This window comes from Micromonospora sp. NBC_01796 (genome assembly GCF_035917455.1).
Taxonomy (GTDB): Bacteria; Actinomycetota; Actinomycetes; order Mycobacteriales; family Micromonosporaceae; genus Micromonospora_G.
In genome coordinates this window covers 2,618,200-2,631,646 of sequence record NZ_CP109078.1, presented here as the reverse complement: position 1 = coordinate 2,631,646, position 13,447 = coordinate 2,618,200, and the positions used below count along the sequence as shown (strand labels likewise).

The window sequence follows — 13,447 nt, the reverse complement described above, 5'->3', positions numbered from 1 at the left end:
GGTCGACCAAGCCGGGCCCATGGTAGGTAAAGTGCGGTCGTCCGCGCAGCCGTGGCCGGCCGGTGATGGAGGAAAGTCGATGAGTAGCGGGCTCGCCCGGGTCACCATCAGCGCGCCCCAACGCCGGGTGGACGTCGCTCTGCCCGAACACCTCCCGCTCGCCGAACTGCTGCCCGAGGTGCTGCGACACGCCGGTGACGGGCTCGCCGACGACGGCGAACGCCACGGCGGTTGGGTGCTCCGGCGTACCGACGGGGCCGCGCTGCTCGCCGGCCAGGCACTGCTACCCCAGGGCGTACGCGACGGCGACGTCCTGCACCTCGTACCGGCCCGCGCCCAGTGGCCCGAGCTGGAGTACGACGACGTGGTCGAGGCGATCGCCGACGGGGCGAGACGCCGGGGCGCGGCTTGGTCCGGGGCGGCCACCAGGGCGGCCAGCCTCGCCGGGGCGGGTGCCCTGCTCACGGTCGGGCTGTTCGCCGTACTCGTCGGTGGGCCGGGGGCACGGGGTGCCTCGGTGGCCGCGCTCGGGATCGCCATACTGCTCGCGCTCGCCGGGGTGGTGGCCTCCCGCGCGTACGGGGACGCGCCGGCCGGCGCCGCGCTGGGCGGGTACGCCCTGCCGTACGCCTTCCTCGGCGGCGCCATGCTGATCGCCTCCGGGGATCCGGCCGGTGTGCTGGGCCCGGTGCGTTGGCTCGGTGCGCCGGAGGCGTTGGCCGGGTCGGTGGCGGTGCTGCTGGTTGCCGTACTCGGGGCGGTCGGGGTGGCCGCGGGCCTGCGGGTCTTCGCGGCCGGTGCCACGGTCGGCCTGCTCGGTGCGCTGACCGCGCTCGGCGGGTTCGTGCTCAGCGCCGGTGGGGCCGCCGCGGTCCTGCTGTCGGTGCTGGTCTGCGGGATCGGGGTGCTGCCGCTGCTGGCGATCCGGTTCGGCAAGTTGCCGATGCCGCCGATCACCCTCCCGGCCGGCACCGACGGCAGCGAGGGGTTCACCGCCGCCGGTGGTTCCCTCGAAGGGGCCCGCGAGCGGCCGGAACGCAACCGGGTCTTCGCCGCGGTGGCCCGTACGGAAGAACTGCTCACCGGCATGTTGATCGGTCACGCCGTGCTCGCCACGGTGGCGTCCGGGCTGCTCGTGGTGGCCGGTGGTTTCGCCGGCCGGCTGCTGGTCGCGGTCGCTGCGGCGGCCCTGCTGCTGCGCTCCCGGCTGTTCGTCACGTTCCGTCAGCGGTTGCCGCTGGTGGTCGCCGGCATCCTCGGCTTCGTGGTGCTCGGGTTGGCGCTGGTCACCCGCTCCGGCGCCGACGGTCTGCTGCTGCTGACCGGGGCCGGGCTGGTGCTCGCTCTGGTGACCGTCGGCGCGGGGGCGACGTACGCGAACCGGGTTCCGTCGCCGTACCTCGGTCGGGCCGCCGACCTGGTCGACACCCTGATGGTGGTCTCGGTGGTGCCGGTGGCCTGCGCGGTCCTCGGTCTCTACGCCCAGGTACGCGGCCTGCTCGGCTGACCCACCGGCCTGCTCCCCGCCGGCCGGGCTCCGGCCGGCGGGTTCAGTACGTGATCAGTGCGGCAGGCCCTCGCCGCGCTCGACGGCCTCCTGCTGGCGCCGGTACGACGCCCGGATCTCCGCCTCCGCCTCGGTACGGCCGACCCAGGTCGCGCCCTCCACCGACTTGCCCGGCTCCAGGTCCTTGTAGACCTCGAAGAAGTGCTGGATCTCCAGCCGGTCGAACTCGCCGAGGTGGTGGATGTCGCGCAGGTGCTCCTGGCGCGGGTCCTCGTAGGGCACGCAGAGGACCTTGTCGTCCCCGCCCTTCTCGTCCGTCATCCGGAACATGCCGATGGTCCGGCAGCGGATCAGGCAACCCGGGAAGGTCGGCTCGGGTACCAGGACCAGTGCGTCGAGCGGGTCGCCATCCTCACCGAGGGTGCCCTCGATGAAGCCGTAGTCCGCCGGGTACTGGGTCGAGGTGAAGAGGGTACGGTCCAGCCGGATCCGGCCGGTCGCGTGGTCGACCTCGTATTTGTTGCGGTGACCCTTCGGGATCTCAACCGTGACGTCGAAATCCATCTTCCACGCTCCCTCGTTCGCCGACGCTGGCTAACGGAATCCAGGCGGCGTGTACCGGAGGAGTGTTGTCCCACTCGCTCGATCCGGGCGCCGCTTAGTGTTCGGACGGAAGTAGTGTCACCTAGAGCCATTTACCGACTGGGAGGAGGGGCCGGTGGAGAGTGAAGATTCACACTCGGGGTGGGTGAACGAGCCACCGCCGGCCGGGCCCTCCTGGCCCGAGCAGCCATTACCCCATCATCCGCAAGCCGCCCAGGTGCCACCGGGTGGCCGGTCGGCACCGGGCCGGGCGAGTGTGCCGCCGCCCGTGCCGAACCAGACCGGGCCGGCGCCGGCGGGTCCGCAGCGCCCCGGTCCGCCGCCGGCCGCCGGGTCGGCCCGACCGGTCCAGCCCGCCTCGCAGGGCCGGGCGGTCGTCCCGCCCGCCGCCGGGGCGGCCGGCACCACGTACCCGTCGGCCCAGTACCCGACCGTGACGCCCACGCCGCCGACCAACAGCGGTTCCGGCCGGGCGACCGTCCAGTCGACGGCACCGCCGAACAGCGGTTCCGGGCGGGCGACCGTCCAGTCCGTGCCGCCGTCGGAGAACGGTGGTTCCGGACGGGCGAGCGTCCCGTCGATGAGATCCCCGGAAGACGGTAAGTCCGGGCGGACGGCGGTTCCGCCGAACCTGCCCGCACCTCCCGCACCTCCGGCGGCCAATCCGCCGGACCCGGTCACGCCGCCGCCGGCTGGTCCCGCGAGACGCCGGACCGGGCTGCTGGTCGGGCTCACCGCCGTCGTCGCGGTGGCGCTCGCCGCCGCCGGGGTGGTGGTGGTCAAACCCGGGCCGGTGGCCGGCTGGATGGGCGGGGCGGAACCCACCCCGACCATCGCCGCCGACCCGCCCGAGCCGCCGCCCGGTGCGGTGCTCGCCGCCGTCGGGAACGGTGCCCCCACCCCCACCCCGGACGGCCTCCGTACGGTGCTCGACCCGCTGGTCGGCGCCGACGTGCTGGGCCCCTCGGTGCACGTCGCCGTGCTCGACGTGGCCACCCGTGAGCTGCTCTACGGCCAGGGTCCGGAGACTCCGACCGTGCCCGCCTCCACCACCAAACTGATCACCGCGGCGACCGTGCTCTCGGCCCGTGGCCCGGCGTACCGGATCGCCACCCGGGTGGTGGCCGGTACGGCACCGGGCGAGGTGGTCCTGGTCGGCGGCGGCGACCCGACGCTCGCGATCAACGCCACCGGCATCTACCCCGGCGCGGGCCGGCTGGACCAGCTCGCGGCCCAGGTGAAACAGGCACTGGGTGGGGTCGCGCCGACCAAGGTCACCGTCGACTCGTCCCTGTTCCCGAAGCCGGTCTACGGTCCGGGCTGGGACGCCGACATCCCGACCGGTGGTTTCGCCGGTCCGATCACCGCGCTGATGACCGACGGCGGCCGGGTCGACCCCAAGGACAACGTCAAGGGCGCCGAGCGGTACGCCAACCCCGACATCGCCGCCGGACGTGCCCTGGCCAGGGCGCTCGGACTGCCGACGGCCGCGGTGAACGCGGTGGCCCGTGGCACCGCACCCCCGGACGCGGCCGCCCCACCGGCCGGTTCCGAGGCCACCCCCGGTACGGACCAGGCCACCCCCGGTACGGACCAGGCCAGCCCCGGTACGGGACCGGCTGGTCCGGGCACCGAACTGGGCCGGGTCGAGTCGCCGCCGATGGGGCGGCTGGTCGAGTTCATGTTGGCGGACAGCGACAACGTGGTCGCCGAGGCGCTGGCCCGGCAGGTGGCGTTGGCCCGTAACCAGCCGGCCTCGTTCGACGGTGCCGCTGCCGCGATGGACGCGGTGGTGGCCGAGTTGAAGCTTCCCGCCGACCAGAGCACGCTCAGCGACGGCAGCGGCCTGTCCCGGAACAACCGGATCAGTCCCGAGCTGCTCACCGACGTACTCGCGTTGGCCGCCGACGGAACCCGCCCCGAGCTGGCCGGCATCTTCGCCGGGCTGCCGGTGGCCGGCTGGTCCGGGACGCTCACCGAACGGTTCGAGGGCCAGGACGCGGGCGCCGCGATCGGGGTGGTACGGGCGAAGACCGGCACCCTGACCGGGGTGCACGCGATCGCCGGGGTGGTGACCACGGCACAGGGTCGGCTGCTCGCGTTCTCCGTACTGGCCGATCAGGTGCCGGTCGGGCTCGAACAGGCGCAGCCTCCGCTGGACCGGATCGCCGCCGCCCTCGCCTCCTGCGGCTGCGGTAGCTGACCTGCCGGGGACCGGCCTTCATCCGCGTACGACAATCCGCCCATCCGCGTACGACAAGGGTGAGGTTGTGCGGGCGCGGGTACGGTGGGTGCCATGGCGCAGTTCGTGGACTGGGATCTGGCCGCCGCCACCGCGGGCGCGCTGGGAAAGTCGGGACCGAAGGTCTCGTACGACGAAGCCACCGAGGTCGTGGGCGACCTGCGGCAGCTTACCGACGAGGCGGCGGGGCACGTGGTCGCGTACACCGGGCTGCGGTCCCAGGTGGCGCACCCGCCGGTACGGGTGGTCGACCGCCGGGACTGGGCGGCGACCAACATCGCCGGCCTGCGTGAGGTGATCACTCCGCTGGTCACCCGGCTCTCCGGCGACAAGCAGCCCGGCGTGATCAGCGACGCGATCGGCTCCCGCCTCACCGGGGTGCAGGCCGGTACGGTGCTCGCCTACCTCTCCGGCCGGGTCCTCGGCCAGTACGAGGTCTTCTCCGCCGATCCGGGGCAGCTTCTCCTGGTCGCGCCGAACATCGTCGAGGTGGAACGGAAGCTGGAGGCGGAGCCCAGGGACTTCCGGCTCTGGGTCTGCCTGCACGAGGTGACCCACCGCACCCAGTTCACCGCCGTCCCGTGGATGCGGGGGCACTTCCTCGGCGAGGTCCAGGCCTTTGTCGACGCCTCCCAGGCCGGTGGCGAGCACTTCGCCGACCGGTTGCGCCGGGGGGTGGCGACGCTGGCCGACTCGGTCCGCAACCCGGACAGCCGGGCGAGCGTGCTGGACATCGTGCAGACGCCCGGTCAGCGGGCCGTCCTGGACCGGTTGACCGCGCTGATGACCCTGCTCGAAGGGCACGCCGAGTTCGTGATGGACGGGGTCGGCCCGGAGGTGATCCCGAGCGTCGAGCGGATCCGGTCCAAGTTCAACCGTCGCCGCGAGTCGGGCAACCCGCTGGAGAAGGCGATCCGCAAGCTGCTCGGGGTGGACGTGAAGATGCGCCAGTACGCCGAGGGACGCAAGTTCGTCCACGGTGTGGTGGACCGGGTCGGGATGGACGGCTTCAACCGGGTCTTCAGCTCGCCGCTGACCCTGCCCCGGCTGGAGGAACTGGCCGACCCGGACGCCTGGGTGGCCCGGGTGCACGGCTCGGTCGGCCGCTCGTCGGCCGCCGGCTGACCCAGCCCGATGGCCGCGCTCGCCCCGCCGGTCGCGGCCGTCCGGGCCGCGGTCCGTTCGGCCCTGACCGGGGTACGCCCACCCGGTCCGATCCTGGTCGCCTGCTCCGGTGGTGCCGATTCCCTCGCCCTCGCCGCCGCCACCGCCTTCGTCGCGCCCCGGCTGGGGCTGACCGCCGGGCTGGTCACGGTCGACCACGGTCTTCAGGCGGGCTCGGCGGAACGTGCCCTGGAGGTGGCCGGATGGGCTACCGCGCAGGGGCTCGCCCCGGTCGAGGTCGCCACGGTGGTGGTCGCCGGCCGCCCGGGTGGGCCGGAAGCCGCTGCCCGGCAGGCCCGGTACCAGGCGTTGGTCGAGGTCGCCCGGCGGCACGGGGCGGCGGCGGTGCTGCTCGGGCACACCAGGGACGACCAGGCCGAAACGGTCCTGCTCGCGCTCGCCCGTGGTGCCGGCCCGCACGGCCTGTCCGGGATGCCGGTACGCCGGGAACTCGACGGCGTGCCGCTGCTCCGGCCGCTGTTGGACGTCGACCGGGACCAGACCCGCAAGGCGTGCGCGGCGCTCGGGCTGAGCCCGTGGGAGGACCCGCACAACACCGACCCCGGTTACGCCCGTGCCCGCGTACGGGCGGATCTGATGCCGGCCCTGGTCGCCACCCTCGGTACGGGTGTGGTGGCGAACCTCGCCAGGACAGCGCGGCTGATCGCCGAGGACACCGCCGTACTGGACGGGTTGGCCGCCGAAGCCCTGGTTGCGGCGCGTACGGATCCCGAGAACCCGGCACGGTTGGCGGTGGGGGAACTGGTCGGGCTGCCGGGCGCGGTGCGTACGCGGGTGCTGCACCGGTGGGCGCTGGAACTCGGCGTACCGGCGGCGGCGCTGTCGGCCCGGCACGTGGCCGCCCTCGACGCGCTGCTCACCGACTGGCACGGGCAGGGGCCGGTACACCTGCCCGGGGCAATAACGGTGGCCCGACGCGGTGACGCTCTGAGCAGGGGGTAGACAGGGGGCATGGCACATCCCCGTCAACCTCTCTTCGCGCCGCACGGTGCGGTCGCCACCAGCCAGCCCCTTGCCGCCGCGGCCGGGCTGGCCGTACTCCGCAAGGGCGGCACCGCGGTCGACGCCGCGCTGGCCGCCGCGATCGCCCTGACCGTGGTCCAACCCGGCTCCAACGACATCGGCGGCGACCTGTTCGCCATCGTCTGGGACGGTGAGCGGCTGCACGGCCTGAACGCCTCCGGGCGTTCACCGTCCGCCCTGACCCTGGACGCGGTGCTGGCCGCGACCGGTGGCCGGGGAGCGGAACCGGTGGACGCGCTCGGCGGGGCCCAGGGCTCCGGTCCGGGGATGCCGGCCAGGGGTTGGTTGCCGGTGACGGTCCCGGGTGCCCCGGCGGGGTGGCGGGACCTGCACGACCGGTTCGGGGTGCTGCCCTTCGCCGACCTGTTCGCCGACGCGATCGGGTACGCCGAGAACGGCTACCCGGTGTCCCCGAACGTGGCCGCCGGCTGGGCCCGGTCGGTCGAGGTGCAGGCCGGTCTGACCGGCCCGGAGTTCGAGGAGTGGTCGCGGGTCTTCACCGTCGACGGCGGGCGGGCGCCCCGGCCGGGCGAGCGGTGGCGCAACCCGGACGCGGCGCGGACCCTGCGCCGGATCGCCGCGACCAACGCGGACGCGTTCTACCGGGGTGAGATCGCGCAGGCCCTGGCCGAGTACGCGGCCCGGACCGGTGGCCTGCTCACCGCCGACGACCTGGCCGGGCACTCGTCGACCTGGGTCCAGCCGATCCGGGCCGACTACCGGGGGCACGAGGTATGGGAGCTGCCGCCGAACGGGCAGGGTGTGGCGGCGCTGCTGGCGCTGAACATCCTCGACGGGGTGGACCTGGCCGGGATGTCGCTGGCGGACCGGCTGCACTGGCAGATCGAGGCGATGAAGCTCGGCTTCGCCGACGCGCACGCGTACGTGGCCGACCCGGAGAAGGTGTCCGTACCGACCGAGGAACTGCTCAGCCCCGAGTACGCGGCCACCCGCCGGGCGCTGATCGGCGACCGCGCCGGTACGCCCGAGCCGGGCAGTCCGGGGCGGGGCGGCACGGTCTACCTCTGCACCGCCGACTCGGGCGGGATGATGGTGAGCCTGATCCAGTCCAACTACCTGGCCTTCGGCTCGCACGTGGTGCTGCCCGGCTTCGGGTTCGGGTTGCAGAACCGGGGCACCGGGTTCAGCCTCGACCCGGCCCACCCGAACGTGGTGGCGCCGAACAAGCGGCCGTACCACACGATCATCCCGGGTTTCCTGACCCGTGGCGGTGCTCCGGTCGGCCCGTTCGGGGTGATGGGTGGGCACATGCAGCCGCAGGGGCACCTGCAACTGGTGTCGCACACGGTGGACGACGGCCTGGATCCGCAGGCGGCGTTGAACGCCCCCCGCTGGTACTGGCACACCGACCGGTCGGTGCTGGTCGAGCCGGACCTGCTCACGCTCCGGTCCGGGCCGATGGCGATCGGGGAGCTGCGTCAGCGGGGTCACGCCCTGGCGGTCGCGGACGACGACGACTCCCCGCCGTTCGGCTACGGCCAGGCGATCTGGCGGCTGCCGGAGGGCGGTTACGTCGCCGGTTCCGACCCCCGCGCCGACGGTTGCGCGGTCGTCTACTGACCGGGTCGTCCTGACGCCTGTGCGTGGCGCGGGTCAGGTCCGGCGCTGTGCCCGGCGGTCCGACCTCAGACCCGTTCGCGGAACAGGGTGCGGTAGGCGTGCGGGGTGGTGCCGACCCGGCGGGTGAAGTGGTGGCGCAGGGTGGCGGCGTCACCGAACCCGGCCCGGGTCGCCACCGCCTCCACGCCGAGTTCGGTCTCCTCGAGCAGCCGCCGGGCGAGCAGGATCCGCTGGTTGGTGAGCCAGTCGTGCGGGGTGGTGCCGGTCTCGGCCCGGAACCGCCGGGCGAACGTACGCGGTGCCATGTGGGAGCGGGCGGCCAACTCGTCCACGGTCAGGTTCTGGTCGAGGTGGCTCACCAGCCACCCGAGCACCGGTTCGAGGGTGGGCGCATCCGGCGTACGCGGGATCGGGGCCTCGATGTACTGGGACTGACCGCCGTCACGGTGCGGGGGTACGACCATCCGCCGGGCGAGTTTGGTGGCGATGGCGGAGCCGTGTTCCTGGCGTACCAGGTGCAGGCAGGCGTCGATACCGGCGGCGGTCCCGGCGCCGGTGAGCAGGTTGCCGTCCTGGACGTAGAGCTCGTCGCACCGGACCCGGGCCAGGGGGTGGCGTTCGGCGAGCTGGTCGGCGTACTTCCAGTGGGTGGTGCACTCGCGGCCGTCGAGCAGCCCGGCGGCACCGAGGACGAAGGCGCCGGAGCAGACGCTGAGCACGTACGCCCCGCGCCGGTGTGCCCGCCGCAGCGCCTCCAGTACGGGCTCCGGAAAGCCCGCGCTGTCCCCGTACGCCGGGACGGCGACCAGGTCGGCGTCCTCGGTCGGGGTGAGGTCGGAGTGGGGCACCACGTCGAACCCGGAGCGGCTGCGTACCGGCTTTCCGTCGACCGAGCAGACGTCGAAGCGGTAGGTGGGGAACCCGTCGGCGCTCCGGTCGGTGCCGAACACCTCACAGAGCACGCCCAGTTCGAACGCGGCCACCGGGTCGAGGGCGATCACCGCGACTTTGCTCAGCATGTGGCGAGGGTAACCCGGAGGTGGCAGGAAATCGAGGATGTCTGTCATTTCTGCCACTGTCCGGGTGTTCGCGCCCGGCGGAAACTGAACAGGACGTCCGGTGCGCACCGGCGGCGAACCAACCGAGACTCTCCGAAAGGTCCACGCCGCCATGGAAATCCTCGTCCCACTGTTCCTGTTGGTCATCGCCCTCGCCTCGGTGTTCGGGCTGACCGCCGACACCCACGAGTCCCGCGAGTGGGCGCCCCGGGAGCCGGCCGACGCCGGCCTCGGGTGGCGTTCCCGCCCCTACTGACCGGTCTGTCCGATGCGCCGGATCCCCGCCGGGGTGGTCACGTCACGAACTGGCCGCCCCGGCGACAGGCCGTTACCGGCGTACGGCAGGCTAGGTGCATGGCTGATGGCTCCTGGTACGACGCCGACATCGACCACGTGATCATCACCGAGGAGCAGATCCGCGAGAAGACCGAGGAACTGGCCAAGCAGGTTGCGGTCGACTACGCCTCGGTGACCGACGGGCTGCTGCTGGTGTGCGTGTTGAAGGGTGCGGTCATGTTCATGGCCGACTTCGCGCGGGCGCTGGGTCGGCACGGCCCCCCGGCCGAGCTGGAGTTCATGGCCGTCTCCTCGTACGGCCAGGGCACCACCTCCTCCGGCGTGGTCCGCATCCTGAAGGACCTGGACCGGGACATCGCCGGTCGGCACGTCATGGTGGTCGAGGACATCGTCGACTCGGGCCTGACCCTCTCCTGGCTGCTGCGCTACCTCGAGTCCCGCTCGGCGGCGAGCGTCGAGGTGGTCGCCCTGTTCCGCAAGCCGGACGCGATCAAGGTCACGGTCCCGGTCAAGTACGTCGGCTTCGACATCCCGAGCGAGTTCGTCGTCGGGTACGGCCTCGACTTCGGTGAGCGCTACCGGGAGCTGCCCTTCGTCGGGGTGCTCAAGCCCGAGGTCTACGCCCGCGCCTGATCCGGGCGCTCCGCCGGCCCGATCGAGACCGGTTTGCCCCGCTCTCAGGTGCCCCCGGGGGCCGATCCTGGGCATTGGCGTAAGGAAATATCGAGCGGACGTACAGCGCGCTCTCAGTATCACCGGCTACGGTATGCGTGGTGGCGCGGATGTATTTCCGCGCCGGGTCTTTCCGCCCTGTTAGACCGGACAGGTCGGGAACCGGGCGCGAATCCGCCGTCACGCTGGCACGACGGGCGAGCCGCGGGCGTCCCCGGAGGGTTTCCTCCAGCGCTCACGGAGCGGCACCGGATCGCGACTGCGGGGCTCGCAAGCTCACTCCTCGCGGTCACGGTGTACCGTCGAATCACCCCGGCGAGATATTCGCGTCGAGGTCGAGGCCGGCCCGCAAGGCGGCCCCGGCCGCCGCTACCGCGGCGACAAGCCAAGCCAGACGGTCAGGACGTCGATCAGGAGGGTCCGGGCGCCGCGGCGCTCGACAACAGTATGGAACGTACGCGTTTCTTCCGCCGCCCGGTGGTCTGGATCATCCTGGTGATCATCGGTGCGATCGCGCTCAGCTCGTTCTTCACCGGCGGCCCGAGCTACCACAAGGTCGACACCTCAGTCGCCCTTGATCAGCTCCACACGGCCAGTATCAAGAAGGCGGTGTTCCAGGACAAGGAGCAGACGCTCCAGCTCGACCTGGCCAACAAGGCCAAGTTCGGCGACACCGAAACCGACCGCATCCAGGCCCAGTTCCCGGCCGAGGTCGGCGACGAGGTGTGGAACGACGTGCTCGCGGCCAAGGCGGCGAACCGGATCACCGGTCCGGCCGACGTCAAGGTCTCCAGCGACAACGTCTTCCTCACGCTGCTGGTCAACCTGCTGCCCATTGCCGTACTGGTCATCCTGCTGCTGCTGTTCATGTCGCAGATGCAGGGCGGCGGTTCCCGGGTGCTCAACTTCGGCAAGTCCAAGGCGAAGGTGATCACCAAGGACACGCCGAAGACCACCTTCGCCGATGTCGCCGGCGCCGAAGAAGCTGTCGAGGAACTGCACGAGATCAAGGATTTCCTGCAGAACCCGGCGAAATACCAGGCGCTCGGCGCCAAGATCCCCAAGGGTGTACTCCTCTTCGGCCCGCCCGGTACCGGAAAGACGCTGCTCGCGCGGGCGGTCGCCGGTGAGGCGGGAGTGCCGTTCTACTCGATCTCCGGTTCCGACTTCGTCGAGATGTTCGTCGGCGTCGGCGCGAGCCGCGTGCGTGACCTGTTCGAACAGGCCAAGACGAACGCACCGGCGATCGTCTTCGTGGACGAGATCGACGCCGTCGGCCGGCACCGGGGCGCTGGCATGGGCGGTGGCCACGACGAACGTGAGCAGACCCTCAACCAGCTCCTGGTCGAGATGGACGGTTTCGACACCAAGGGCGGCGTGATCCTGATCGCCGCGACCAACCGGCCGGACATCCTCGACCCGGCGCTGCTGCGCCCGGGCCGGTTCGACCGGCAGATCGCGGTGGACAGCCCGGACATGGAGGGTCGCAAGGCCATCCTGCGGGTGCACGCCAAGGGCAAGCCGTTCTCGCCCGACGTCGACCTCGACTCCGTCGCCCGGCGGACCCCCGGCTTCACCGGTGCCGACCTGGCCAACGTCATCAACGAGTCGGCCCTGCTGACCGCCCGTGGCAACCTGCGCGCGATCACCAACGACCAGCTCGAAGAGTCGATCGACCGGGTCATCGCCGGCCCGCAGCGGCGTACCCGGGTAATGAGCGACCAGGAGAAGAAGATCACCGCGTACCACGAGGGTGGGCACGCGCTGGTCGCCTGGGCGCTGCCGCACTCGGCGCCGGTGCACAAGGTGACGATCCTGTCCCGGGGGCGCTCGCTCGGCCACACCCTGGTGCTGCCGACCGAGGACAAGTACACCCAGACCCGGGCCGAGATGGTCGACACGCTGGCGTACGCGCTGGGCGGTCGGGCGGCTGAGGAACTGGTGTTCCACGAGCCGACCACGGGTGCCGGCAACGACATCGAGAAGGCCACCGCACTGGCCCGCGCGATGATCACCCAGTACGGCATGAGTTCCAAGCTCGGTGCGATCAAGTACGGCACCACCGGTGACGAACCGTTCCTCGGCCGCAACATGGGCCACGAGCGGGACTACTCCGACTCGGTCGCCGCCGAGATCGACGGCGAGATGCGGGCACTGGTCGAGCTGGCGCACGACGAGGCCTGGGAGATCCTGGTCGAGTACCGGGACGTCCTGGACAACCTCGTGCTCGAGCTGATGGAGAAGGAAACCCTCTCCACCGCCGACATGGCCCGGATCTGCGCCCGGGTGGTCAAGCGCCCGCCGCTGGCCCCGTACAACGGGTTCGGCAAGCGGCAGCCGTCGACCGAGCCGCCGGTGCTGACCCCGGCCGAGAAGGACAAGCTCAAGGCGCAGGCCGAGGCCGACGGCGCCGAGGCGACCGTGGGTGGCGGTGGCACGACGCCCCCGCCGAACTCGGACGGCCCGCACTGAGCAGTGACATCGCCGGCCCGGTGGACGAGGTGCACGACGCCTCGTCCACCGAGCCCGATGGCGACGACACCCTCGACTACCTCGCCGCCCGGCTGGTAGACGGCAAGCTGACCGGGACACCGGTGGAGCAGGCGGTCGACCTGGCCCGGATCGAGAAGGCCGTACGCGAGATCCTCATCGCGGTCGGCGAGGATCCCGACCGGGACGGGCTGGTGAAGACCCCCGCCCGGGTAGCGCGGGCGTACGCGGAACTCTTCGCCGGCCTGCGGGTGGACCCGGCCCAGGTGCTCCGTACCACCTTCGAGGCCAACCACAGCGAGCTGGTGCTGGTCCGCGACATCGACGTGATGAGCCTCTGCGAGCACCACCTGCTGCCGTTCCGGGGGCTGGCCCACATCGGCTACATCCCCGGCGCGAGCGGCCGGATAACCGGGCTGTCCAAGCTCGCCCGGCTGGTCGAGGTCTTCGCCCGGCGCCCGCAGGTGCAGGAACGGTTGACGACCCAGATCGCCGACCTGCTCACCGAGAAGCTGCAACCGCGCGGTGTGGTCGTGGTGCTCGAGTGCGAGCACATGTGCATGGCGATGCGGGGCATCCAGAAGTCCGGCGCCAAGACCATCACCTCGGCCGTACGGGGCTCGCTCCAGCGGGACTCGAAGTCACGCGCCGAGGCGATGGCCCTGATCATGCACTCCTAGCCGGAGCCGAACAGGGCGTACGCCCCGGCCCCCAGGCAGCTCACCAGCACCAGCACCGCCAGGGCGAACGGCCCGTACACCACCAGCCCGTGCACCCAGGTCCGGCGCC

At 72.1% G+C, this 13,447-nt stretch carries 11 protein-coding genes; 9 read left to right on the top strand and 2 right to left on the bottom strand.

The window, feature by feature from the left end; genetic code table 11:
* Positions 1 to 79: 79 nt before the first annotated feature.
* Positions 80 to 1,507: a type VII secretion integral membrane protein EccD gene (eccD, locus tag OIE47_RS12095; protein ID WP_326561591.1), complete on the top strand. Its 1,428-nt coding sequence runs from the start codon at positions 80 to 82 to the stop codon at positions 1,505 to 1,507.
* Between the two features lie 54 nt (positions 1,508 to 1,561).
* Here the strand turns inward: eccD and OIE47_RS12090 are convergent, their stop codons facing one another.
* Entirely contained in the window at positions 1,562 to 2,071 is a 510-nt protein-coding gene (locus OIE47_RS12090) for an inorganic diphosphatase (RefSeq protein WP_326561590.1), read from the bottom strand.
* Between the two features lie 619 nt (positions 2,072 to 2,690).
* Here OIE47_RS12090 and dacB point away from each other — a divergent pair.
* The 4 genes from dacB to OIE47_RS12070 all read left to right on the top strand — a co-directional run bounded on the left by dacB (position 2,691) and on the right by OIE47_RS12070 (position 8,141).
* Positions 2,691 to 4,313: a D-alanyl-D-alanine carboxypeptidase/D-alanyl-D-alanine endopeptidase gene (gene dacB / locus OIE47_RS12085; RefSeq protein WP_326563069.1), complete on the top strand. Its 1,623-nt coding sequence runs from the start codon at positions 2,691 to 2,693 to the stop codon at positions 4,311 to 4,313.
* Positions 4,314 to 4,406: 93 nt separating this feature from the next.
* Positions 4,407 to 5,477: a zinc-dependent metalloprotease gene (locus OIE47_RS12080; protein WP_326561589.1), complete on the top strand. Its 1,071-nt coding sequence runs from the start codon at positions 4,407 to 4,409 to the stop codon at positions 5,475 to 5,477.
* 9 nt (positions 5,478 to 5,486) lie between these two features.
* Positions 5,487 to 6,479 carry a tRNA lysidine(34) synthetase TilS gene (gene tilS, locus OIE47_RS12075; protein ID WP_326561588.1) on the top strand — a complete coding sequence of 331 codons (993 nt, stop codon included), beginning with the start codon at positions 5,487 to 5,489 and terminating at the stop codon, positions 6,477 to 6,479.
* 9 nt (positions 6,480 to 6,488) lie between these two features.
* On the top strand, positions 6,489 to 8,141 hold the full coding sequence (locus tag OIE47_RS12070) for a gamma-glutamyltransferase family protein (RefSeq protein ID WP_326561587.1): 1,653 nt from the start codon (positions 6,489 to 6,491) through the stop codon (positions 8,139 to 8,141).
* A gap of 65 nt (positions 8,142 to 8,206) precedes the next feature.
* Here the strand turns inward: OIE47_RS12070 and OIE47_RS12065 are convergent, their stop codons facing one another.
* A complete protein-coding gene (locus OIE47_RS12065; protein WP_326561586.1) occupies positions 8,207 to 9,160 on the bottom strand; it encodes a GlxA family transcriptional regulator in 954 nt (317 codons plus the stop codon).
* A gap of 151 nt (positions 9,161 to 9,311) precedes the next feature.
* Here OIE47_RS12065 and OIE47_RS12060 point away from each other — a divergent pair, with 151 nt between their 5' ends.
* The 4 genes from OIE47_RS12060 to folE all read left to right on the top strand — a co-directional run bounded on the left by OIE47_RS12060 (position 9,312) and on the right by folE (position 13,338).
* Positions 9,312 to 9,455, top strand: coding sequence for a hypothetical protein (locus tag OIE47_RS12060; protein WP_326561585.1), 144 nt, complete (start codon positions 9,312 to 9,314; stop codon positions 9,453 to 9,455).
* A gap of 98 nt (positions 9,456 to 9,553) precedes the next feature.
* On the top strand, positions 9,554 to 10,129 hold the full coding sequence (gene hpt / locus OIE47_RS12055; RefSeq protein ID WP_326561584.1) for a hypoxanthine phosphoribosyltransferase: 576 nt from the start codon (positions 9,554 to 9,556) through the stop codon (positions 10,127 to 10,129).
* Positions 10,130 to 10,615: 486 nt separating this feature from the next.
* Complete coding sequence (gene ftsH, locus OIE47_RS12050) at positions 10,616 to 12,640, top strand: ATP-dependent zinc metalloprotease FtsH (RefSeq protein ID WP_326561583.1); 2,025 nt, start codon at positions 10,616 to 10,618, stop codon at positions 12,638 to 12,640.
* 29 nt (positions 12,641 to 12,669) lie between these two features.
* Positions 12,670 to 13,338 (top strand): GTP cyclohydrolase I FolE, encoded by a 669-nt coding sequence (folE, locus tag OIE47_RS12045; protein ID WP_326563068.1) that lies wholly within the window; start codon positions 12,670 to 12,672, stop codon positions 13,336 to 13,338.
* The last annotated feature ends 109 nt before the right edge of the window (positions 13,339 to 13,447 follow it).